Origin of the sequence: Lacticaseibacillus mingshuiensis (assembly GCF_016861785.1) — a bacterium.
Classification (GTDB): Bacteria; Bacillota; Bacilli; order Lactobacillales; family Lactobacillaceae; genus Lacticaseibacillus; species Lacticaseibacillus mingshuiensis.
In genome coordinates, this window is the sequence record NZ_BOLS01000005.1 from 142,050 (window position 1) to 165,225 (window position 23,176).

Annotated in this window: 17 protein-coding genes; 15 read left to right on the forward strand and 2 right to left on the reverse strand. The window is 56.8% G+C overall.

Annotation, left to right across the window (positions count from 1 at the left end):
- Window positions 1-20: 20 nt before the first annotated feature.
- The 11 genes from JUE67_RS04660 (at window position 21) to JUE67_RS04710 (ending at window position 16,204) form a co-directional block, all read left to right on the forward strand.
- Window positions 21-4,073, forward strand: a complete 4,053-nt coding sequence (locus JUE67_RS04660) for a hypothetical protein (protein WP_203628389.1) — start codon at window positions 21-23, stop codon at window positions 4,071-4,073.
- Window positions 4,074-4,275: 202 nt separating this feature from the next.
- Window positions 4,276-4,698 carry an Hsp20 family protein gene (locus JUE67_RS04665; protein WP_203628394.1) on the forward strand — a complete coding sequence of 141 codons (423 nt, stop codon included), beginning with the start codon at window positions 4,276-4,278 and terminating at the stop codon, window positions 4,696-4,698.
- Window positions 4,699-4,818: 120 nt separating this feature from the next.
- On the forward strand, window positions 4,819-5,241 hold the full coding sequence (locus tag JUE67_RS04670; RefSeq protein WP_203628388.1) for an Hsp20/alpha crystallin family protein: 423 nt from the start codon (window positions 4,819-4,821) through the stop codon (window positions 5,239-5,241).
- Window positions 5,242-5,647: 406 nt separating this feature from the next.
- Window positions 5,648-7,291 carry a peptide ABC transporter substrate-binding protein gene (locus JUE67_RS04675; protein ID WP_203628387.1) on the forward strand — a complete coding sequence of 548 codons (1,644 nt, stop codon included), beginning with the start codon at window positions 5,648-5,650 and terminating at the stop codon, window positions 7,289-7,291.
- A 70-nt stretch (window positions 7,292-7,361) separates the two neighbouring features.
- The gene (gene opp3b / locus JUE67_RS04680; RefSeq protein ID WP_203628386.1) at window positions 7,362-8,291 is read left to right on the forward strand and encodes an oligopeptide ABC transporter permease; all 930 of its coding nucleotides are present in this window, start codon (window positions 7,362-7,364) and stop codon (window positions 8,289-8,291) included.
- 34 nt (window positions 8,292-8,325) lie between these two features.
- Complete coding sequence (locus JUE67_RS04685; RefSeq protein ID WP_203628393.1) at window positions 8,326-9,324, forward strand: ABC transporter permease; 999 nt, start codon at window positions 8,326-8,328, stop codon at window positions 9,322-9,324.
- A gap of 14 nt (window positions 9,325-9,338) precedes the next feature.
- Window positions 9,339-10,391, forward strand: coding sequence for an ABC transporter ATP-binding protein (locus JUE67_RS04690; RefSeq protein WP_203628385.1), 1,053 nt, complete (start codon window positions 9,339-9,341; stop codon window positions 10,389-10,391).
- Window positions 10,388-11,350, forward strand: coding sequence for an ABC transporter ATP-binding protein (locus JUE67_RS04695; RefSeq protein WP_203636991.1), 963 nt, complete (start codon window positions 10,388-10,390; stop codon window positions 11,348-11,350). Before JUE67_RS04690 ends, JUE67_RS04695 begins: the two co-directional genes overlap by 4 nt.
- A 662-nt stretch (window positions 11,351-12,012) precedes the next feature.
- Entirely contained in the window at window positions 12,013-13,215 is a 1,203-nt protein-coding gene (locus JUE67_RS04700; protein WP_203628383.1) for a hypothetical protein, read from the forward strand.
- Between the two features lie 347 nt (window positions 13,216-13,562).
- Window positions 13,563-15,380, forward strand: coding sequence for a heavy metal translocating P-type ATPase (locus JUE67_RS04705; protein ID WP_203628382.1), 1,818 nt, complete (start codon window positions 13,563-13,565; stop codon window positions 15,378-15,380).
- Window positions 15,381-15,520: 140 nt separating this feature from the next.
- On the forward strand, window positions 15,521-16,204 hold the full coding sequence (locus JUE67_RS04710; RefSeq protein ID WP_203628381.1) for an SGNH/GDSL hydrolase family protein: 684 nt from the start codon (window positions 15,521-15,523) through the stop codon (window positions 16,202-16,204).
- A 98-nt stretch (window positions 16,205-16,302) separates the two neighbouring features.
- Here the strand turns inward: JUE67_RS04710 and JUE67_RS04715 are convergent, their stop codons facing one another.
- Window positions 16,303-17,676 (reverse strand): glycoside hydrolase family 1 protein, encoded by a 1,374-nt coding sequence (locus tag JUE67_RS04715; RefSeq protein ID WP_203628380.1) that lies wholly within the window; start codon window positions 17,674-17,676, stop codon window positions 16,303-16,305.
- A gap of 224 nt (window positions 17,677-17,900) precedes the next feature.
- On the opposite strand from JUE67_RS04715, the gene JUE67_RS04720 reads away from it, so the two are divergent.
- Window positions 17,901-18,614 (forward strand): GntR family transcriptional regulator, encoded by a 714-nt coding sequence (locus JUE67_RS04720; protein ID WP_125696296.1) that lies wholly within the window; start codon window positions 17,901-17,903, stop codon window positions 18,612-18,614.
- Window positions 18,615-18,634: 20 nt separating this feature from the next.
- A complete protein-coding gene (locus JUE67_RS04725; protein ID WP_203628379.1) occupies window positions 18,635-20,386 on the forward strand; it encodes a glycoside hydrolase family 2 protein in 1,752 nt (583 codons plus the stop codon).
- Between the two features lie 1,065 nt (window positions 20,387-21,451).
- Here JUE67_RS04725 and JUE67_RS04730 read toward each other — a convergent pair.
- Window positions 21,452-22,159, reverse strand: a complete 708-nt coding sequence (locus JUE67_RS04730; protein WP_203628378.1) for a GntR family transcriptional regulator — start codon at window positions 22,157-22,159, stop codon at window positions 21,452-21,454.
- A gap of 130 nt (window positions 22,160-22,289) precedes the next feature.
- Here JUE67_RS04730 and JUE67_RS04735 point away from each other — a divergent pair, with 130 nt between their 5' ends.
- Together JUE67_RS04735 and JUE67_RS04740 are read left to right on the forward strand one after the other, a co-directional pair.
- Window positions 22,290-22,613 (forward strand): PTS sugar transporter subunit IIB, encoded by a 324-nt coding sequence (locus JUE67_RS04735; RefSeq protein ID WP_125696293.1) that lies wholly within the window; start codon window positions 22,290-22,292, stop codon window positions 22,611-22,613.
- Between the two features lie 38 nt (window positions 22,614-22,651).
- Window positions 22,652-22,990 (forward strand): PTS lactose/cellobiose transporter subunit IIA, encoded by a 339-nt coding sequence (locus JUE67_RS04740; protein ID WP_125696292.1) that lies wholly within the window; start codon window positions 22,652-22,654, stop codon window positions 22,988-22,990.
- The last annotated feature ends 186 nt before the right edge of the window (window positions 22,991-23,176 follow it).

Here is a 23,176-nt window from a genome sequence, read left to right on the forward strand (position 1 = left end):
ACGAGCTGACGAATCTTGATATGACAGGGTCGAAGGCGTTCGGGTCGATCTCTGCAACAAATAATCACTTGGCCTTTGTCGCTTTGGACACGTCATACCTTTATTCACAGAGTTTGTCCGCAAATGCCCCTCATTTTACAGGGAGCGACCAGACGACCGATATGGGGATGTATGAGGTTGACAATACCTGGTTCGTCGACCTGGGTAAGGCGATCGGGCTGGACAATATGGATTGGGTGCGCCTGATCGGGGATGACTGGCAACTCGATGATCGAAGCGGCATCGCCCGGTATCTTGGCAACGGGACACCGACGGAGCTGCAATACAATGTCAACGCGATCCATATCTCGAATTTGAACCCGCTTGGCAGTTTTGTGCCTGATACGATCGTGACGGCTGCACTGACTGAGGTGCCGGCTCAAAAGCTGGGGCTGACGATCACGACCGCACCTGACAGCGATGAGACCGCGGCCTTCCACGGTAAAGTGGCCGGCACGGATGATCCACAGGCAGGTGTGTTGGTTCAAGTCGATGCCGGCGCCTTGCTGACCGAAGATGACCTCCCAGCTTTGGAGCCGGATGACGGCTACAAGTTCGACCACTGGGAGACCAGCATGGGGGACACCGTTGATCTGACAAACTATAAGCCCGTTGGCGACGAGACGCTTTACGCTGTTTTCAGCCAGCTAACTGAAGCCGAACTACAGGCACAGCAGGCCTACAAGTTTGGCTACCAGGATGGCTACAGCAACAGCCTGCGTGACACGACCCTGTCCTATCAATCGGATAGTTATGTTGCGTCGTATGGTGATGGTTATGAAGCCGGGAGTGCAGCACGTACCCAGGAAATCAATGCTGGCAAGCTTGCGGGGCAAAATGCTTCAGAGCTTGAGACAACGGTCTTCACTGACCCAACGCTGACGGAGACCTATAAAGACGCTTACCGCGACGCCTTTCTTGCCGCACACCTCACGGATCCGGTCTTCATGCCGAATGCGATGCTGCTGGCGAAGATCGATGGCGCAATGGGTTGGGAAAAGGCTGACCTGTCCAGCGTCGACGGGGCCCAGGCCGCGTATGACCAGATCTATGATGCGGCCGCAGCCGACCGCACCGCAGGCCTGGCAGCCGGTCAGGCAGATGCAGAAGCAGCCAAGGACCCAGCGGATACGAGTGCGGAATCGCTTGGCTACCAACTGGGCTATACGGACGGTTATGCAAGCGTCAGTGAGACCAGCGCCGGGACAGTCGCTGGGAAAACGGATGCCGATGCTGGTCTGGCAAAGGCCGATCTGAATGGCCAATCTGATGCTTACAAGGCTGCTTATCAGGCGGCGTATCAAGCAGAGGTCGATTCAGGCGTGTTTGCCAAGGCGAAGGCGGAAAATAATGCCACGACCTTGGGCACGCTGGAAGGTGAGCAGGATGGCGAGCTCGGTTTAGCTAAGCGGGCCACCAGCAACAAGGATGCTGCTTACCAAACCGCCTATGATGCCGCGTATAAGGGTGCAAAGGCCGAATACGATGCTGATTATGCACAAGGTCAAGCCGCTGGTGCGGAAGACTTTGAGGCAGGCAACCCTGAAGCTGATCTGAGCGACTCAGATGAAATGACAGGGTACCAAGATGGTTATGCAGCCGGCTACGAATCTGCTGCAAACGGCGACGGAACCGCAAGCGCCACTGCAGATACAGCCGCGGGCACTGAAGCCGGCACGGCCGATGGTGCGGCAGGCAAGGATGCAGCAGATGTGTCGGATCAGTCTCAGGCCTATCAGACTGCATACCAGCAGGCGTACTCGGATGCCCTTGGCCAATACAATGATGATCTCTCCGATGGCATGGGTGATGGCTTCAATGATGGCATCAACGGCGCAACGCCTGCGGATGTCTCGGCACAGTCGATCGGTTATCAGACGGGTTATCAAAGTGGCTTTGCGCAGGGCGAAGCGTTAGCTGGAACCAGCGCGCTTGATCCTGAGGATGGCGAAGAACCAGATACAGACACTGAGACAACAGACACAACCGCCGACGCCGCTGCTGGCACCGAAGCCGGGACGGCCGATGGGGCAGCGGGCAAAACAGCCGCCGACCTGACCGCGCAATCGGATGCTTACGCCGATGCCTACACCACGGCTTACAACACGGCCAAGGCCGCCTATGATGCCGATGAGGCGCAAGGCGAAAAGGCTGGGGCTGCGGATTACGCGGCTGGCAAGGATGCTGCTGACAACGCCAATCAGTCGGCCGGTTATCAGGCAGGCTACACCAAGGGGTTTGCGGATGCCCAACAGGCTGACGAAGATGCCCAGGCGCAGGCTGATGCTGAAGCTGCAGCCGATACCGCTGCCGGCAAAGTAGCTGGGACGGCCGATGGGGCAGCTGGTAAAACAGCGGCTGCGCTGACTGGCAAGTCCGATTCGTATCAGGCTGCCTACAATGATGCATACAACACGGCTAAGGCTGCTTACGACGCCGATGAAGCGCAAGGCGAAAAGGCTGGTGCCGCTGATTTTGCGGCTGGCAAGCCGGCAGCTGAAAATAGTGCCGAGTCCGCTGGCTATCAAGCAGGCTACACCAAAGCCTACACTGCAGCCCAACAAGCCGCGGCGACCACGGCAGCTGAACAGGCAGAAGCCGATACCGCTGCTGGCAAAGCGGCTGGGACGACGGATGGCGCAGCAGGCAAGCCGGCCGCGGATGTGACCGCCCAGTCTGATGCCTATCAGGAAGCCTACACCGCCGCGTACAACACGGCCAAGGCCGCTTACGACGCCGATGAAGCGCAAGGCGAAAAGGCTGGCGCCGCTGATTTTGCCGCCGGGAAGACGGACGCTGATAACAGCGCGAAGTCGGCCGGCTACCAGGCAGGTTACGCGAAAGGCCTGGCGGATGCCAAAGAAGCAGCCGCTGCGGCCCAGGCGCAGGATGAAGCGACGAAAGCGGCCGATACCGCTGCTGGTCAGGCGGACGGGACGGCTGATGGTGCGGCTGGCAACAAGCAAGCTGATCTGACCGGGAAGTCCGATGCTTATCAGGATGCGTACACCGCCGCGTACAACACGGCCAAGGCCGCTTACGACGCCGATGAAGCGCAAGGCGAAAAGGCCGGTGCTGCCGATTTTGCGGCTGGCAAGCCGGCAGCTGAAAATAGTGCCGAGTCCGCTGGCTATCAGGCTGGCTACACCGCGGCTTACGCCAAGGCGAAGGCAGCCGCTGACGCTGAGGATCTGAAGCAAGTTGCGGCAGACACCAAGGCCGGGACGGACGCAGGCAAGGCGGATGGCAAAGAGGGCAAAGACGCCGCTGACAATAGCGCACAGTCCGCTGCCTTCCAAAAGGCCTACGATGATGCCTACAAGCTCGCCAAGCAAAGCTATGACGCCAAAGTGGCTGCGGCAGATGCAAAGGCTGGGGCCGCTGCAGGCAAGGCAGACGGCCAGGCCGGCAAAGATGCCGCAACGCTGGATGACAAGTCGGATGCATACAAAAATGCGTACAATGCGGCTTACACGCCGGCCAAGCAGCTTTTCGACGCAAAACAGGCAACGGCGGACACCAAGGCTGGCAAAACAGCTGGGGTGGCTGATGCCAAGGCAGGCAAGGCGCAAGCTGATCTGACTGGCAAGTCCACTGCCTACAAGAATGCCTACCTCGCCGCCTACAAAGCAACGAAGGCCAAGCAGGATGCCAAGAGCAAGGTGCAAGGCAAGGCCGCAACCAGTGACCCAACCGACAACGCCGCAACGGGCACCACTGACGACCAGTCGACGGGCACCACGACCGGCGCAACCGGAGACGGCGCAAGCACGACCGGTACAGGCGCGGCCACCACAACCGGCGGCGCCACCCGCGCTGCCGCGACTGGGACCCCGACTGGCGCCTCCACAACCGACGCCACGAACAATGCCACGACCGGCGCCGCTGCCACCACAACAGGTAGCGAGGCGACCTATCCGGCAACGGGTGAGGCGGCTGGCACGCGCACCACGCTGCTGGGCGCGATCGTCGCTGGGTTCTCGGCCCTGCTCGCCCTGGTTGGCCTCGGCCGCAACAAGAAGCGCGAAGCCTAACAGCTGCCGGCACCTCCCTTTTTGAAAATGCTGACTGAACCCCTCAGACAGCGGAAAACATGGCGATCAATTGCGACCGCCATGTTTTTTTGACCAAAAATTAGCACTCTGTTGACAAGACTGCTAAATCCGACTATCATAGATTATGTAAATAAGAGAAACGCAAACGCGCGCTTCTCGTGGTGAAAGGAAGTTTTCGATGATGGCAAATGAGTTGATGAATTCAGGTCGTTGGCTGGCGGATCCGATGTTTGATGAGCTGAGCCGCCGCTTCTTTGATCGCTTTGCGCCGGCAGTTGATGACGACCACTTGCTTAGGACTGATATCCGTGAAACGGCGCAGGCCTATGTGGCGACGGTCGATGTGCCGGGCGTCAAAAAGGACGCGATCGATCTGCGTTACCAAGACGAGATCCTGACGATCACTGTGCACGAGGATTCGGCAGATGAAAGCCAAGCCAGTGGGGTGCTTCTCAGTGAGCGCCAGCACACGCAGGCTCAGCGCCAGTTCAAGCTGCCGGATGTGGACGCGGCGAAGATCAGCGCGACGACCCAAGATGGGGTACTGACGATCACCTTGCCCAAGGCGGCTGAGGTCCGCACGCATGACATTACGATCGACTAACAGGATCGGTGCGTAGTTAATAGAAGAAAAACGAAAATCTGCAAGCTAAATACTCGCATTACTGGCTGTCATGTCAGTATCATCAATGTGTACCACAAATAATGAAGGGAGACTTGTTTTATGGCTAATGAAATGATGCGTCGCAATGACTGGCTTGACCCGTTCTTTGATGATTTTGGGCGCCACTTTTTCGGCAATATGCAGCCCTCTGACCAGGTCCTGAAGACCGACATCAAGGAGACGGAAAAGAATTATGTCGCCAATGTTGATGTTCCGGGCATCGCCAAGGACGATATCAAGTTGAACTACCAGGATGGAATCTTGAACATCAGTGTGAAAAAGACAGACTTCAACGATCACGAGGATAAGGATGGCAATGTTCTGATGAGCGAGCGGCACTATGGCGCGATGAGTCGCAGCTACCGCCTGCCGAATGTGAAGGAGCAGGACATCAAGGCCCATTATGAAGATGGTGTCTTGACCATCACCTTGCCGAAGCTGACAGCGGATGAAAAGAGCCCGCATCAGATCGGAATCGAGTAAAAATAAAATAACTTTCTGACAAACGGCGGACAGTATTTGTAAACATCTGTCTGTCATCAGTAGAAGCCACCGGCCCGCGCCGGTGGCTTTTTCTTTTTCCTCAAAAAGCATCCGCGCATGAACGAAGAAGATGCTGGAAAATGAGTGTTTGTCCATTTTGTGGTGAAAATGAGAATAAGCAGTGTCCGGCCAGAAGTGAACAAAATACTTATTTAAAGAATCTGCGCCGCGCCGATACCATAAGCAGAAAGATCACCGCCGTTTTTTTAAAATATAACGAATGTGTGAAAACGGTGGGCACTTTATGAGAATGAATTGAAAAAAGTGCTTGAATTTAATCTGTTTCCAATGTGCGCTAGTCGCAATCACAAATAAGTTGTCGGCATTTCTTGAGGGGGAACCAAATATGAAAGTCAAAAAGAGTCTTAAGGCAGGCGCCATGCTCCTGACACTCGCAACGGTCTTGGCCGCTTGCGGTGGTAATAGTAGCAAAGCGACCACCAAGTCCGCGAGCGATTCCACATGGACCACGATGGTCGGGGATGTCATTTCCACCATGGATCCATCCATGAGCACGGATATCATTTCCGGGCAGGCATTGAGCAACACGACAGAAGGTCTGCTTCGTTATAGCGGCGCGGATCTTCAGCCAGCGCTGGCGACCTCTGTTCCGGAAGCGACCAACAACGGCCTGACTTACACGTATCATCTGCGCAAGTCGACCTGGTCGAACGGCACCGCCGTCACCGCGAAGGATTTTGTTTATAGCTGGCAGCGCACCGTTGATCCGGCCACGAAGTCTCAGTACGCCTACCTGTTCTCTGGCATCAAGAATGCCGATGCGATCATGGCCGGCAAAGCCAAGGCCAGTACGCTGGGCGTGAAGGCGGAAGGCGATGACACCTTGGTTGTCACCCTTGAACGCGCGATGCCTTATTTCAACACGATGCTCGCCAGCCCGACCTTTGCGCCGCAGAGCCAGGCTTTTGTTGAAAAAGCCGGGAGCAAGTATGGCCACAGCAGCAAGTACATCCTTTCCAACGGCCCTTACATCCTGAAGGACTGGAACGGGACCAGCGATTCCTGGACCTCGGTCAAGAACCCGAAGTATTGGAATGCCAAGAACGTGCACATCAAGACCCTGCAAACGAAAGTCGTTAAGGATAGCGCAACGGCTTTGAACCTTTACAACACTGGCAAGCTCGATGATGCCTCACTGTCTGGTCAGCAGGCGGCGCAGGCCAAGTCCAACAAGGATTACAGTGCGCTGAAGCAATCCGCTGTGTTCTATCTTGAAATGAACGAAAAGAAGGACAGCTTCTTCAAGAACACCAAGATCCGCCAGGCGATCTCCATGATTCTCAATCGTCAGCAGTACATCTCCAAAGTCTTGAACGACGGCTCCATTCCAGCCACCGGGGTCACCCCTGAAGGCCTCGCCGGCGATCCGGATGATACCACGAAGGATTTTGCCAACGAAGCGGCTGAATCCACGAAGCAATACACCACGTACAACAAGAAGGAAGCAGAGAAGCTTTTTGCCGAAGGGCTGAAAGAAACTGGTAACTCCTCGATCTCTGTTTCCCTGCTGTCTGATGATACCAGCGCCGCCAAGTCCACCTCGCAGTACCTGCAAAGTGCATTGCAGACCCTGGATGGGCTGAAGGTCTCCATCACCACCGTGCCATTCAAGACCCGGTTGACTCGGAGCCAAAATGGACAGTTCGACATGGTTGTTTCCGGCTGGTCCGCGGACTTCCCAGACCCGATCACCTTCCTGGATCTGTTCACCTCTGGCAATGCTTATAACGATGGCAAGTGGAGCAACGCGCAATACGACAAGCTGATCCAAGAAAGCAAGACCACGTATGCCACAGACGCCACCAAGCGTTGGGCGACCTTGCTCAAGGCACAAGAGATTCTTACGTCTGAAGCTGGCGTGATCCCAGTTTACCAGCAAGTGGCTTCTCACCTGGTCAACTCCAAGATCAAGGACCTCAAGTTCGGCCCGAACGGCTTTTATAACTACGTCGGCGCCAGCATCAAGTAAGGCGCGGCAGCGGGCAATGCCGTCATCGGTACAGGGTGGCGGCATTGTTTGAGTTCAAAGGAGACCTCATATGATCAAATACATTCTCAAGCGGATCGCGTACCTGATCTTGACGCTGTTTCTCGTGGCGAGCATCACCTTCTTTCTGATGAAGCTCCTGCCAGGGACGCCGTTCAATAATCCGAAGCTCACGCATGACCAGATCGCGCTGTTGAACAAGCAATACGGGCTGGATAAGCCGCTGTGGGTCCAATTCTTCCAGTACATCGTCGGCATTGCGCATGGTGATTTTGGCCAGTCCTATCAGTATGTCGGCGAGCCTGTGTCCACGCTGATCGCCACCCGGGTCGGCCCGTCACTACAACTCGGCGCCCAGGCCATGGTCGTTGGCACCATCCTCGGCATTTTGCTGGGCGCGATCGCGGCGATCAGGAAAAATACGTGGGTCGATTCCGTGGCCACGATTTTCGCCATTCTCGGCCGCTCGATTCCAAGCTTTGTGTTTGCCGCCTTACTCCAGTTCTTCGTCGCGTACAAATGGGGCCTGTTCCCCGTTGCGCTGTGGGAAAATGGCTTTTCCTCAAGCGTTTTGCCGACGATCGCGCTGGCCATGGCGCCCTTGGCCAACACCGCGCGCTTCATGCGAACGGAAATGGTCGATGTGCTGAACAGTGATTACATCGAGCTCGCCCGGTCCAAAGGCGATGCGAAGTGGCAGGCGGTGGCCTGGCATGCGCTGCGCAACTCGATGATCCCGATCGTCACCATCATCGGGCCAATGGCGGTCGATCTGATGTCCGGCTCCATGGTCGTGGAAAATATTTTCGCGATTCCCGGCATCGGCGAGCAGTTCGTCAAGTCGATCACGACCAACGACTACCCCGTCATCATGGGCCTGACCATTATGTACTGCTTCATGTTGACGGTGGTCATTCTCATTGTCGACATCTTATATGGCTTCATTGATCCACGAATTCGACTGACAGGGGAGGCAAACTAAAATGGCAGATGCGAAAAATCAATCAGCGACCGCCATGGCTTCGCTGCCAAAAGACGCGTTTGAACCCGCTCAGGTCGACAAGTCTGAAAAAGAGCGTATCGCGGCGCCGGCTTTGACCTTTACCCAAGACGCGATGCGCCGGCTGCGCCAAAACAAAGCCGCGATCATCTCATTTTGGATCTTGGTCGTGATCGCGGTGCTGGCATTCGGCTCGTTTTTCTGGTCCCCGGCCGATCCCAATCACCAGAACCTGACGTATTCCTATTTGCCGCCAAAATGGGGCAACCTGAATATTCCAGGGCTCAACGGCTGGAATAACGGCGTGGATGTTTACAAGGCAAATGGCATTAAAGATGGCGTCTATTTTCTGATCGGCACCGATGGCTTTGGCCGCGACATGCTGAGTCGGCTGCTGGCCGGGACGCGGGTGTCCTTGATCATCGCAATCATCGCGACCTTCTTTGACCTGTCGATCGGCGTCGTGTACGGCATTATTTCCGGCTGGCGCGGCGGCCGCACCGATATTGTGATGCAGCGTGTGATCGAGATCATCTCCTCCGTGCCAAACCTGGTCGTCGTGATCTTGATGCTGCTGGTCTTCAAGCCCGGCCTCACCTCGATCATTTTGGCCATCGCGCTGTCCGGCTGGGTCACCATGGCCCGGCTGGTGCGCGCCCAGACCTTGCAGCTCAAGGACCAGGAGTATGTGCTGGCCGCCCGCACGCTTGGGGAAAGTTCGGTGAAGATCGCGCTGAAGCATCTCGTGCCGAACCTGAGCTCCACCATCATCATTCAGACGATGTTCACCATTCCGTCGGCGATCTTCTTTGAAGCTTTCCTGTCCTACATCGGCATCGGGATTCCGTCGCCGCAAGCCAGTCTGGGGACGCTGCTTTCCGACGCCCAGCAGAACCTGCAGACGCAGCCTTACATGCTGGTGTTCCCGGCGATCGTCATTGTGCTCTTGATGCTGGCGTTCAACCTGCTCGGCGATGGCCTGCGCGACGCGTTTGATCCGCGGTCATCTCATTAGAAAGGGGCGGCATAATGGAAAAAATTCTTGAGGTCAATCATTTGACCATCGACTTCAACACCTTCGCCAGCCCGGTCCATGCCATTCGCGACGTCTCGTTTCACCTGAACAAAGGCGAGACGCTGGCCATTGTCGGGGAATCCGGCTCTGGCAAATCCGTCACCATGCGCACGGTGATGGGCTTGCTGGCGACCAACGCCAAGATCGAAGCGGGCGAGGTCAAGCTCGAAGGCAAGGACATTTTGAAAAAGTCGGAAAAAGAGCTCAACGCCATGCGCGGCAATGATGTCGCGATGATCTTCCAGGATCCGATGACGTCGCTGGATCCGACCATGACCATCGGCAAACAGGTCGCAGAACCGCTGCGCCTGCACACCAAGATCTCGCAAAAAGCCGCGCTGAAAGAGGCAGTCCGAGTGCTTGAGCTTGTCGGAATCCATGATGCCGCGCGCCGGCTGAAGGATTACCCGCATCAATTTTCTGGCGGCCAACGCCAGCGCATTGTCATCGCCATTGCGATCATCAACCATCCCAAGGTCCTGATCGCCGACGAGCCGACCACCGCGCTGGACGTAACCATTCAGGCGCAGATTATTCACCTGCTTCAAGAGATCCAGCATAAGATCGACACGGCAATCATTTTCATCACCCATGACCTGGGCGTCGTGGCTGGCATCGCAGATCGCGTCGCCGTCATGTACGCCGGCAAGATCATCGAGTCCGGCGATGTCGATGAAGTCTTTTACAACCCGCAGCATCCCTACACGTGGGGCCTGCTGGAGGCGATGCCGACGCTTGAGACCAAACGCGACCGCCTCTACGCCATTCCGGGCACGCCGCCCGATCTGCTCGACCCGCCCAAGGGAGATGCGTTTGCGCCGCGAAATCGCTATGCGATGAAGATCGATACCGAGCAGGAGCCGCCATTTTTCCAAGTATCCAAGACCCACTTTGCGGCGACGTGGCTGCTGGCGCCCGGTGCGCCGACCGTTGAACTGCCGCCGGAGATCGTGCGCCGGCGCAAAATATGGGCGCAGAAACACCCAAGTCAGGAGGCCGCCAAATGAGCGAAGACACGCGTGAAAAATTAGTCGAAGTTCGCGATCTCGTGCAGACCTTCAACGCCGGGAAAAAAGATGAGGTCCGCGCCATTCAGGACATCTCCTTTGACATCTATCGCGGCGAGACGCTGGGGCTGGTGGGTGAATCCGGGTCGGGGAAAACCACGACCGGCCGCTCGATCATTCGCCTGTACGACCCGACTTCCGGCACCGTGAAGTTCGAAGGAGAAGACATTGCCAAGCTGAAAAACGGCAGCAAGGCCATGCATCAATTCCGGCGCCAAATGCAAATGATCTTCCAGGATCCGTATGCGAGCCTCAATCCCCGCATGAAGGTCAAGGATATCATCGCAGAGGGCCTGGATATTCACCATTTGGTCAAGACGGAAAAAGAGCGCGATGACCGCGTCGCCGCCTTGCTGGAAGAAGTCGGGTTGAACCCCGATCACGCCACCCGTTACCCGCATGAATTTTCCGGGGGCCAGCGTCAGCGGATCGGCATCGCCCGCGCCCTGGCCGTGGAGCCGGAATTCATCATCGCCGACGAGCCGATCTCGGCGCTGGATGTGTCGATTCAGGCGCAGGTGGTCAACTTGATGAAGGATATTCAGGATAAAAATGGCCTGACGTATCTGTTCATTGCGCATGACTTGTCGATGGTCAAATATATTTCCGACCGAATCGCCGTCATGCACAATGGCCGGCTGGTGGAGCTTGCGTCTTCTGATGAGGTGTACACGCACCCGCTTCATCCGTACACGCAAAGCCTGCTGTCCGCGATTCCGGAGCCGGATCCGGACACGGAGCGCCGGCGCGTGCTGGTGCCGTATGATGCCAGCCAAGCCGAGGGCGATGACAAGGCCCGAAGCATGACCGAGGTCTTCCCCGGGCACTTCATCTACGCCGCCACCGACGAGGTCGCCGGCTACCAGCATGCCGCCCAAGCGGCGCACGCAAACGACTAAACTGCTTTCTTTGAAATAGCATCCACCGCTTCTGGCGTGATGCTATTTTTTTATATTGTGTTGGCTCCCGGGTGGGCGCCGGCCAGAAACTGGCTGGAACGCTCCCAAGTGACTTTAAGCCCGCGCAATTCGCCGTCTTAAAGCTCACTTTCGGTGTAAGCGGCAGAGCCGCTAACACCGACGAGGGGGCTGAGCCGTTTCTGGCCGGCGCCCACCCTTAGATCCAGCGCTCAAGCTGTGTGCTTGCTGCGGTGACTTCAAGTGCGTGTAGCAGTTGAGTCGATTGCGGCGAGTCGCCGTTTGGCAGTGTGGGGTTGGCGGGCGACCTTGTCTGTGGGTGCTCGCTGATGCTGTGAGGCGGCGTCCTGACTGTTCTGCCCCCGGTCTGCTCTCGTGCTGCGTCTCACCTTGGCCAGGCGCGGCGGACGGGTTGGTTGCGTGGACGTCTCTTTATATAGAAGGAAAATTTTTGATTGCACAGATGCGGACGCTCAAACCCTGAGTCCAACGCCCTTGTTGCCTCTTTTTTGTGGTTGGATGAGACCGACCAGCCAAGTTTATTGTGCGGTGTTGCCCGGTTCTTGTGACTATTTTTCCCTTGTCGCGGGTTTTGGCCGGCGAGATTGCTATAATAGTTGAGAGTTTAGCAGAGGAGAAGTGGGATGGCACAGAGTGGTTCACATAAGAAGATCATGGTCGAGGTGCCGGATGCGGTGGCGAGTCAGCTTGCGATTCATCCGGGGGACGAATTGCAGCTGAAGGTGCGGGGCAACACGCTGAGTTACACGAGTGGGGTGGTGTCGCCGCTTCGGCAGCGGTATTTGATCATTTGGCCGCTGGCGGTCGCGCTTGTGATGGGAATCGTGGCGATGGTGTATGCCTCGGTGCAACATCTCGGGTTGATGCCGCTGGCCGGGGACAACTCGGTGGCCTCGCTGACGATCATTTTGGGGTTGATCTCTGGGTCGCTTTTATTTATTGGCTTTTTCATCAAGTCCCGCAACGATAATGCGAACCGATTCTCTAGCAAAATCTATTGGCGAAATTTTCCCACGATCACGTTGTCACTGGTGCTGATCTTGGGGCTCGCGTTGATCGGGATCTTCTGGGTGCTGGGGGAGCTTTTTCCCACGGCGGCGTTTGACCGGTTCACGTCGATGCTGATCTTGGTGATCTTCGACTTTTTCGTCAATGCGTTCATGGTCGCTGCGGCGTTTCGCATCAATGGGCGGATTCTCACAACGCTGTTGACCACGGTCATCATCGGCGGAGTGGTGATCTCGATGGCCTCCAATGGGCAACGCCACTGGTGGCAGCGGAACCTCAGTTTTCTGGGATCGCCGGAAGCGGCCAACAGTTGGCAGTTCAATTTCACGCTGATCTTGTCAGCGTTGATCATGGTCGCTTTGATCGATTATCTGTTTGTCTCGTTGCAGGAAGTGATGGCGCGGACGTGGCAGTTGAGCTTACTGCGGGTCATGCTGACGTTGACGGCGGTGGATCTCGGCGCAGTCGGCGCATTCCCGAACTTCACGGATACACCATGGCTTCACTGGCTGCATGATTCCGTGTCGGGGATGCTCGTGTTTCTGATCGTCTTTTTGATCATTGGACTGCGCTGGCTGTTGCCTGGTGTGACAAAAGAGTTCCTGTGGTTATCGTATGGGGCAGGCATCTTCCTGCTGATTCTCAACTTCGGCTTCCGGCTGTTTGGGTATCCGTCGCTGACGGCGTTTGAGGTGCAGGCTTTTGCCGTGGCGTTTGGGTGGCTCTTGATGTTGTTCGGCCGCCTGCAGACACTGGTGGAAGAAGGCCCGACCCCGCAAGTCGTCAAGGCAGAGGCGAGGACCCGGCACCATAATTAAAGGGTGCGGCGGTGCGCGGGATGGTCGAGCAGCCAGGCTAGCCTGGCGCTTGGGGCGTTCTTAGCCCCGAGTGACTGGCGTACCTGGATGCCTCGAACATGCGCACCGAAGCCCAACTGAGAAAAGGGTGCGGAGCCGAGCGCTAATGGTCATCTTCAGCTTGCCCACCAGCCTCGATAGATCAATTTTAGGACACGCAGCCGCGTGTCCTTTTTGCTGCACTTTTCGCAAAAAATCCGCGCCATCTCCGGGGGTTTCACGTGAAACGACGAACTTGTCCTAGACTTTTCAGATTGGAATGGTTATAATTAATTAGAAGTTACAAAGTACACAAGGGGGACATGAACATGCGTGAGTATCGACGGCTTTGGGCAGTGTTAGCAGTAGGGGTGGTGGCCCTGATCTGTGAGTTTGGATTGGGGCAGGCGCTTTGGGCACAGGGCGTCATCACCATTTTAGGCTCGCTCATCGCGCTTTTGATGCTGATCGACATGATCAAAACGCTGCGCAGTGGCTCGTTTGGTGTGGATCTGCTGGCAATCACAGCGGTCGTGGCCACGCTGGCCGTGGGCGAATACTGGGCATCGATGATCGTCTTGTTGATGCTCACCGGTGGGGATGCGCTGGAGGATTTTGCGGCGCGCAAGGCGAACTCGGATCTGAAGAGTTTGCTGGATAACACGCCGACAACCGCCAATCGCCTGGTCGATGGGCGCGTCGAGGAAGTCGATGTCGACGCGGTCCAGGTCGGTGAGGCGATCGTGGTCAAGCCGGGCGAGCTCGTGCCGGTCGATGGGGTGATCACGGATGGCGATAGCATGGTCGATGAGGCCAGCTTGACGGGCGAATCGCGGCCGGTGGCCAAAACCGTTGGCGATGATCTGATGTCGGGGACGGTCAATGGCGACGCGGCGCTGACCGTGCAAGTCACGAAGCGTGCGGCGGATAGTCAGTACCAGGGAATCGTCAAGTTGGTCCAGGAAAGTGAAGCCAAGCCCGCGCATTTCGTTCGAATGGCGGACCGCTATGCGCTGCCTTTCACGATCGTCGCCTATATTATCGCCGGGGTGGCGTGGGCGCTGGCCGGCGATCCGGTCCGCTTTGCGGAGGTGCTGGTCGTGGCGTCGCCGTGCCCGCTGATCTTGGCGGCGCCGGTGGCCATGGTGTCGGGGATGAGCCGCACCAGTCGCGCCGGGATCATTGTGAAATCCGGCACGGCGCTGGAAAAATTGGCCATCGCTAAGACGGTTGCGTTTGATAAAACAGGCACGATCACACAAGGCGTTTTGGACGTGGCACGGATCGAGCCCACTGCCGATTTTTCCAAGGAAGAATTGATGACGCTGACGGCCAGCGCCGAGCAGCAAAGTACCCACATTCTGGCGCGTTCGCTCGTCTCGCATCTCGGGGCGACCAAGCTGCGGCCGGCCAGTGATGTGGAAGAGGTGACTGGCAGTGGCGTGCGCGCCGTGGTGGACGGGCATCAGCTTGTTGTTGGCAAGCGCGCGTTCGCCGGGGCCACGGAAGACGCGAATGATACCGCCGTTTATGTCGGCGTCGATGGCCAATACGCCGGGTACATCACATTCACCGACATTGTGCGGCCCGAAGCAAAGGAAACGATTGCCGCGCTGCACCAGCTGGGCGTGGCCGACACAATGATGATCTCCGGCGATAGCCAGGCGATCGCCGATGACGTGGCGGCGCAGGTGGGGCTGGACACGGTCTACGCCGAGCAGTTGCCGGCTGATAAGATCGCTGTTTTGGAAAAAATCGATCGTCACGGCCGGCCAGCGGTGATGGTCGGCGACGGGGTGAATGATGCGCCTTCCTTGGCCATTGCCGATGTCGGCATCGCCATGGGCGCGCATGGGGCCACGGCCGCCAGCGAAAGCGCCGATGCGGTAGTGCTGCGCGACGACTTGACGAAGGTCGCGTCTGCCATGATCATTGCGCAGGACACGATGCGCATCGCCCGCGAAGCTGTTTTGATCGGCATCGCGATCTGTACGGGGCTGATGCTGATCGCGAGCACCGGCATCATTCCGGCGATGATCGGCGCGCTGTTGCAGGAAGTCGTCGACACCGTCACCATTCTTTACGCGCTGCGGGCCCGGACTGGGCGGCGCGACGCGGATCAGGTCACGGCAAGCGTCAAGGCGTAGGGTCACGTGGAATCAAAAAACAGCAGTGCGCCCTGGGGTGGGGTGTGCTGCTGTTTTTGCTGGACCCGCCTATTTTCCCCCTCGCCCCACCCGCATTCGTGGTACGATAACCCAAAGCAAACTGTTTTGGAGGCATCTTCATGAATCTGACTGGCAAAATGCTGTATAGCTTTGGCGACTCCCTGATCGCCGGGCACGAACTGAATTACGGGCTACTCGATGATCTGGCCGCCCGCCATCAGCTGGCCTGGCAAAATTTTGCGCAAAATGGGGCGACTGTGGTGCCGACCAAGCCGACCGATCACACCTGGCCAAGCGACAATCAGGTGCCGGACATCGCAGCGCAGGTTCAAGGCGCGCCGAGCGAACAGCCAAATCTGATCATTTTCGATGGCCTCGTCAATGATTGTATGAGCTACATCGGCCAGTTGCGCGCGATCGGGGCACCGGCGCTGGGCTATGCGGACGCCGATTTTGACCGGGACACCTTCGCCGGGGCGTTCGAGCATGCCTGCTGGACCATGCGCCAAAAATATCCGGCGGTGCCCATTTTGTACGTGAGCGTCCACCACATGCCGAACATCCCGCAACCGCTTCAGGACCAGGCTCACGCGCTGGCGACCTTGCTGTGCGCCAAATGGGCATTTCCGGTCGTCGACGTGTATCGCGCCGGCACGATCAACACCTGTCTGCCGGCGATGGCGGATCAATTTTCCTACAACGGGCGGCCCGTCTTTCATGGCGGGGACGGCACGCACCTGAACAAGCTCGGCTACCAGCGCTATTACACGCCGATGCTCGAGGCGGCGCTGGCGACGGTCTGAGGAAAAAACGGTGGCGGACGGTGGCCACTGCCGGCAACCAGAAGCCAACCAAAAAGCGCTGAGCCTAGGCCCAACGCTTTTTTTGTCCGTTTCTAAAATTAGTCCAGATCGGCCCCGTTGCTTTCAATGACGTGCTTGAACCAGCCGTACGACTTCTTCGGCACGCGCTTCATGTCCAGCAGGTCGTGGTTGGTGCGGTTCACGTAGACCATGCCGTAGCGTTTGTCGAAATTGCCGCCCGAGCTTGGAATGTCGATGAGGCCCCAGCCGAGATACCCGAGCACCTTGACGCCATCCTGCTGAACCGCGTCGCGCAGCGCTTCAAGATGGACGCGATGATACTGAATGCGATAGTCATCCTGAATCTCTTTACCCTGAAAGTTTTCGCGGACGCCGATGCCATTTTCGATTGGGAACATTGGAATGCCGTATTCGTTGTAGACCTTGCTCAAAATGTCGCGGAAGCCCAGCGGATCGACGTTCCAGCCCCATTCGTTGTAGCGCGTGTACTTGTTCGGCACGCCGCCATAATCGAGGTAGCGCGTCGGCACCGTGCCCACCGGAACCTTCGTCGAGTCGATGGAATCGCTGCGGTAATAGGAAAACGCAATGAAGTCTGTTTTCACCTGGTCGAATTGCGCTTGGTCGGCAGCCGTGAAGTCCATGTCGATGTCGTGGTTCTTGATGAAGGTCAACACTTCATTGGAGTAGCGGCCATGGGCGTAAACGTCTAGCAGGTTGCGGTTGAAGAATTCGTTGATCTGGCGCGCGAACAAAATGTCTTCCGGATTGTTTGTCGCCGGGTAGCATTCCTCATACGCCAGCATCCCGCCGATCTGGGCCGATGAATGGGCGTGCAGGTAATTGGCGATCTCCACATGCGCGATCATCACGTGATGGGCGATGGTGAAGATCTCCTGATCCGTGTCGCCGCCTTCAAGCACGCCGGCATAATGCTTGGCGTAAGTCGTTGAATAAAGGTTTTGCTCGTTGAAAACGATCCAGTATGGCACCTTATCGGCAAAGCGGTCGACCATTTCCTTGCCAAAGCGAATGAAGGCGTTGGTCACATGCCGACTCAAAAAGCCGTTCTCTTTTTCCGCCAGCGCCAGCGGCATATCGAAATGATACAGGCAGATCATCGGGGTGATGTGGCGCGCGAGCAGGCCATCGATCAGGCGGTCGTAAAACGCGATGCCTTCCTCATTGAAATCGCCGTCGCCAGTCGGGCAGACGCGACTCCAGGAGATCTGGAATCGATAGCAGTTCATGCCCGCGGCCGCCATCAGATCGAAGTCTTCATCGAAATCATGGTATTCATCGATCGCGACTTTCCAATCGCTCGAATTTTCCGTGGCCGGGCGCACGTCATAGACCGACTTGCCCTTACCGCCTTCGTTCCAGCCGCCTTCTGTCTGCATGCTGGAGGTCGAATTCCCCCAGAGAAACCCTTTTGGCAATGCTTGTCCCATTTGTTGGACTCCCTTCAATTGTGTGCTGTCCTCATTATAACGGCCTCCCGCGACCGCTGTAAACACGCTTTCAAATAAATGTATATACTATTTTGTGGCGAAATGCAAAGCGAAGGCATAGACTATGACTGACAGATACTCGCCAGCATTCGCTCACGCCCATAGGTGACGCGTGGAAAATCAGGCGCCACCGCCATTCATGGCGCCCTTAGAAGGAGATACATATGTATAAATATCAAGAGATCGCAGAAAAACTGCAGGCGCTTTTCACCGACGGCACCTATGCCCCAGGCGCCCAGTTGCCGGATCAAGAAACGCTGGCCAAGCAATTCGACACGACCCGCATCACCATTCGCAAGGCGATTCAAAGCCTGATCATCGAAGGGGTCGTCTACACAAAACGCGGCGCCGGCACGTTTTTGCGTAAGGACTACAACCCCAATGCCGCCCGCCAAGCCGCCAGTATCGAAGCGCCCCTGGGCACCACTTTTACCTACCAGGACCGCCAAGTCTCAAGCCTTGTGCTGGGGCTGGAGGCGCGCCTGCCTGCGCCGGATGAGGAGGAAAATCTCCTGATCGACAGCGGCACACCGGTCTACGACATTCGCCGGGTGCGCTATCTGGATAAAAAGGTGTACGCCTATGAACATACGATCATGCCGACCAAGATCGCGACCCTGACGGAGCAGGTGCTGCTGGGCTCGCTGTATAGCTATCTGCGCGACGTGGCGGAGATCGAGATCGCCGGGGCGCATCGCCAGGTGTTTGCGATCGAGGCGGGGATGCCGGATGTCACGGCCGGCGTGGCCAAGCGCATCGGCGAGCCGGTGCTCGTGATCAAGCAAGTCGCGTATACCGATAGCGGCGAGCCCTTCGAGTATTCTGAGAGCCATTTTCCATTCAAGACCAGTCGCATCGTGGCCGACGTGACGCTTTAGCGCAACCTGGAGGCGGGGACATGGAAAACAAAAATCGGAATAAACAGACCTTGCCGCTTGATGACTACCCGCGGCCCCAGCTTCAGCGGCCGACTTGGCAAAATCTCAACGGCTGGTGGCAATACGCGATCACCGAGACGGCGCAGGAACCGACGCAATACGACGGTCTGATTCTGGTACCGTATTCGCCGGAGACCAAGGCCTCGGGGGTGCAGCGGCCAGTCTCGCCGACTCAGACCCTGTGGTACAAGCGAACGCTGACGGTGCCCGCCGTCGAGCCAGGCGCGCATGTGTTGCTGCATTTCGGGGCGGTGGATCAATTCTGCCGGGTCTTCGTGGATCGGCAATTACGCGCGACGCACCGAGGCGGCTACTGGCCGTTTACAGTGGAAGTCGCAGGCGGGGCCGCGCCGCGCGACGTCGAGTTGATCGTTGCCGTGCAGGATCACAGCGACCAAGGCTTTGAAGCATACGGCAAGCAAAAATTGGCGCACGGCGGCATGTGGTACACGCCGCAAAGCGGAATTTGGCAAACGGTCTGGCTGGAGGTGGTGCCGGCGACCTATTTGACCGATCTGACGATCACGCCGGATGTGGCCGCCGGGGCGGTGACCGTTGCCCTGACGACAAATCGGCCGGCGTCTGCGCTGACCGTGCAGGTGCTGGCCGATGGGGAACCGGTTGCCGGCGCGCCGATCGACCCGGCAAGCGGCCGCGTGACCTTGTCGCTCCCTCGGCCGCATCTATGGACCCCGGTGGCCCCATTTTTGTACGATCTGGTGATCACGGCCGATGACGATCAGGCGCAAAGCTATTTTGGCCTGCGCAGTTTTGCCCGCGGGTTGGATGCGGCGGGGCGGCCGGCGTTTTTGCTGAATGGCCAGCCAATTTTCCAATCCGGCCTGCTCGATCAGGGCTACTGGGCGGATGGCCTGTACACGCCGCCATCCGACGCCGCGGTGGTCCGCGAGCTCACCGCGATCAAGGAAATGGGCTTCAACATGCTGCGCAAGCACATCAAGATCGAGCCGCTGCGCTGGTATTACCACTGCGACCGGTTGGGCCTGTTAGTCTGGCAGGACTTTGTTTCCGGCGGCGGCCCGTATAACGATTGGCTGATTCGCATTTTGCCATTCGTCGGCGCCCGTTTTTCGGATAAGGAGCCGGCGCTGCTGGGCCGCGGGGATGCGCGCAGCCGGGCGGTTTACTTGCGCGACGCCCAGCGCACGCTCGCTCTGTTGAAAAATACCGTCAGCATTTGCACCTGGGTCCCATTCAATGAAGGTTGGGGGCAATTTTCCGCCAATGAGATCGCGGCAGAGGTGGTTCGGCGCGATCCGACGCGCCTGGTGGATCAAGCCTCTGGTTGGTACGATCAAGGCGGCGGCGATTTTCGCAGCCACCACAGTTACTACAAGCCGTTTCGCCTGGTGAAAAACGCGGGTGCGCGCATTCAGGCACTCACCGAATTTGGCGGGTACGCGCTGGCGGTGTCAGACCACATTCAGGTCGATCGGGCATTCGGGTATAAGTCGTTTGCGGATCCGGCGGCATTGCTGGCGGCCTTGACCAAGCTCTATCACAGTCACGTGCGCGCCAATATCCCGCGGGGCCTGGCCGTCGCGATCTACACGCAGGTCAGCGACGTCGAGGATGAGATCAACGGCCTTTGGACCTTCGATCGCGCCGTCTGCAAAATTGATCCGGCCGCGCTCACTGCCCTGAACGCGGAACTTCAAGCGACGTTCGCAGCTGCACAAAGTGGGGTCTAACTGAGGGCAGTTGGCTGGGAAAACGGGGCCCGATAAAACGCCGGTGAGTCGTGCTAGTGTGGCGTTTTTCACAACTGGACGTGCACAAAATAATTGTGGAAAAATTGTTGACAGTAAGCGCTTTCAGGTCTATACTTTTGGCATCTTAAGAATGGGTGCTGCAAGGTGGCCGGAAAATGGCGCAGTTTGTTGCAACACCCCGTGTCTTGGACGAGACGACGCGCGGTGATTCTTCCGGAGCCCACCGCGGCACCAAAAAATCGGACTCGCAGCAAGACGGCGACCGTCACTGGGAAGGCCAACCTGCCTAGTCACCCTGGGTACACCAGGCAAATGAACAAGTACTTCCGGAAAAGCCCGGCACCACTGCGGGCTGGGACGCCGATCACGTCCCCCTAACGAGTTGGAAAACAACGATTTGGGAGATCTAAAAAAATCCCTTCATCAAGGCCGTATTAAGTGCGGTCAAACGGCCAGGACCAATCTGACAAACGAGGGCCGCTGAACAGACGCCCTGACCCGAACCAAAGCTCTAACCAAGCGGCGTGACGCCCGCCTGGGGACGTTGCATCGGTAACAGGAACAAAAGAGACCGATCTAGCCGAGTGAGACGGCTGGATCGGCCTTTTTTTGTGGAGTCGACGGGGACTTCTAGCAGAAGTGGAGAAGAGGAAAGAACGAGGCGGTAAATCTGCAATGATATTCAGGATAACCTATCTAGAGCTGCTCTTTCATCTTGCCTTGCTCTGAAAAGCGGGGGGCTGTGCCTCGTACAGTGGCATGTGGATACACGCGAGGGACAAGTTTGCCCTGAGTAAATTCAAAGTTGGATATGAGGGTGGGCTCCGGCCAGAAACGGCTCAGCCCCCTCGTCGGCGTTAGCGGCTGTGCCGCTTACGCCGAAAGTGAGCTTTGAGACCGCGACCTTTGCGGGCTCAAAGTTGCTTGTCCGCTCTACTCCGGTCACCAGCCGATTTCTGGCCGGAGCCCACCCGGGCGTTTTTTCAACATCGCCGCTTAGATTGCGCAGACCACTCCCAACCTGAGATGATAGAAGCATAGCCGCTAGTTTGAGGCGAGGTGCGCCGAGTGGAAGTAGAAGTTCAGCCCCGGGTAGTCATAGATCGTCCGCGAGAAATTGAACGGCACATTGTTTTTCGAGTAGCTGACCTGCTCGAGCATCATCTTTAGCGTCCCGACCGGCGCGTGAAGCAGCTCGGCCTGATCCGGCTCAAGCGAGACCTGGGAAATGAAGTTCTCACTCGATGAGATCTCAATATCGTATGTATCGCGCACGAAATCCAAGATCGAGGAGTTGATGCTGTCGGTGGAAAGAAACGGGATGACGTCCCGCATGTAATACGCCTGTTCATAGCAATAGAGCTGCGCGTTCAAGTAGCGGAGCCGGAAGATTCGGTACAGATCGAGGTCCGCGTCGATGCGCAGGCGGCTGGCCAGGTCGATCTCACCGGCTTTGACGCGGTCGAAGGTGACGACTTTACTGGTCAAAATACCACCTGCCAGCAATTTTTTCCCCACGCCGAAGGACAAGTTGAGCGTGGCTTTATTTTCCAATTGCGTTTGGTTGATGAAATAGCCCGACCCCTGCACCCGGCGAAGAAGGCCACGTTGGTAAACGACGTCGATCGCGCGCCTAATCGTGTTGCGGCTGACGGCGTATTGTTTCATCAGTTGCTGTTCGGTCGGCAATTTATCGTGAAATGTGCCGGCCTCGATGGCGCGAATCAGATCTTCTGCGATTTCGTGATACATGACAGGCCTCCAAAAAATTAAATGGTAAGTACTTGTAAAATTTGTTCCCACGTATTATTATAGCATTGTGTTGAAAGCGGTTTAAGTAATACCGCAAAAATTTACGCTTAAATCAAGGGAGAGATACGTTATGGCTGACAAGACCATTATGTTGGTATGCAGTGCTGGGATGTCCACTTCACTGCTCGTTGCGAAGATGCAAAAGGCAGCTCAGGCTGAAGGCGTTGATGCAGATATTTTTGCAACCGCTTCATCCGATGCTCCTCACATGCTTAAGGAAAAGAACCCAGACATCTTAATGCTTGGACCCCAGGTTCGTTACATGCTGAACCAGTTCAAAGCTCAGGTCTCTGATATTCCTGTCGAAGTCATCAACATGCAGGACTACGGCATGATGAACGGCGAAAAGGTGCTCAAGGAAGCCCTCACGTCGATCGACAGTTTCCAAAAGTAATCGCATCGTCATTTTAAACGCAGTGAATGGAGAGAACAATGGCTGAAGAAGAACAAGACCAAAACATGGAAGCAATCATGGGCCTCATCATCAATGGTGGCAACGCGAAGAGCTCCGCATTTGAGGCGATCGCAGCTGCTAAAACTGGTGATTTTGACCTGGCAGACAGCAAGCTCAAGGAAGCAGACAGTTTCTTAGTTGACGCGCATAACTCGCAGACCAAGATGCTGACCGCAGAAGCAAACGGCGAGCATGCCACTGTCACCTTGCTCACGGTGCACTCCCAGGACCACTTGATGACCAGCATCACCTTCCGCGATCTGGCGGGTGAAATCGTTGATCTCTACAAGCGTCTGGCAAAAGACGAAGCCAAGTAAGCTTCGCTTTGACAGCGCAAAAAACGAGTTGTTCTGTGATGGTCTCGCAAACAGCTCGGTAGCGATGAAGCTGGGGCAAATTGCCCTGGCTTTTTTGAATTAGGGCAATGAAACACGTTCTTTCAAGGACGTGATGAATTGCCCTTCTTCTGTGTCCCAAGCATGCTTCACATGGTGCAAGATAAC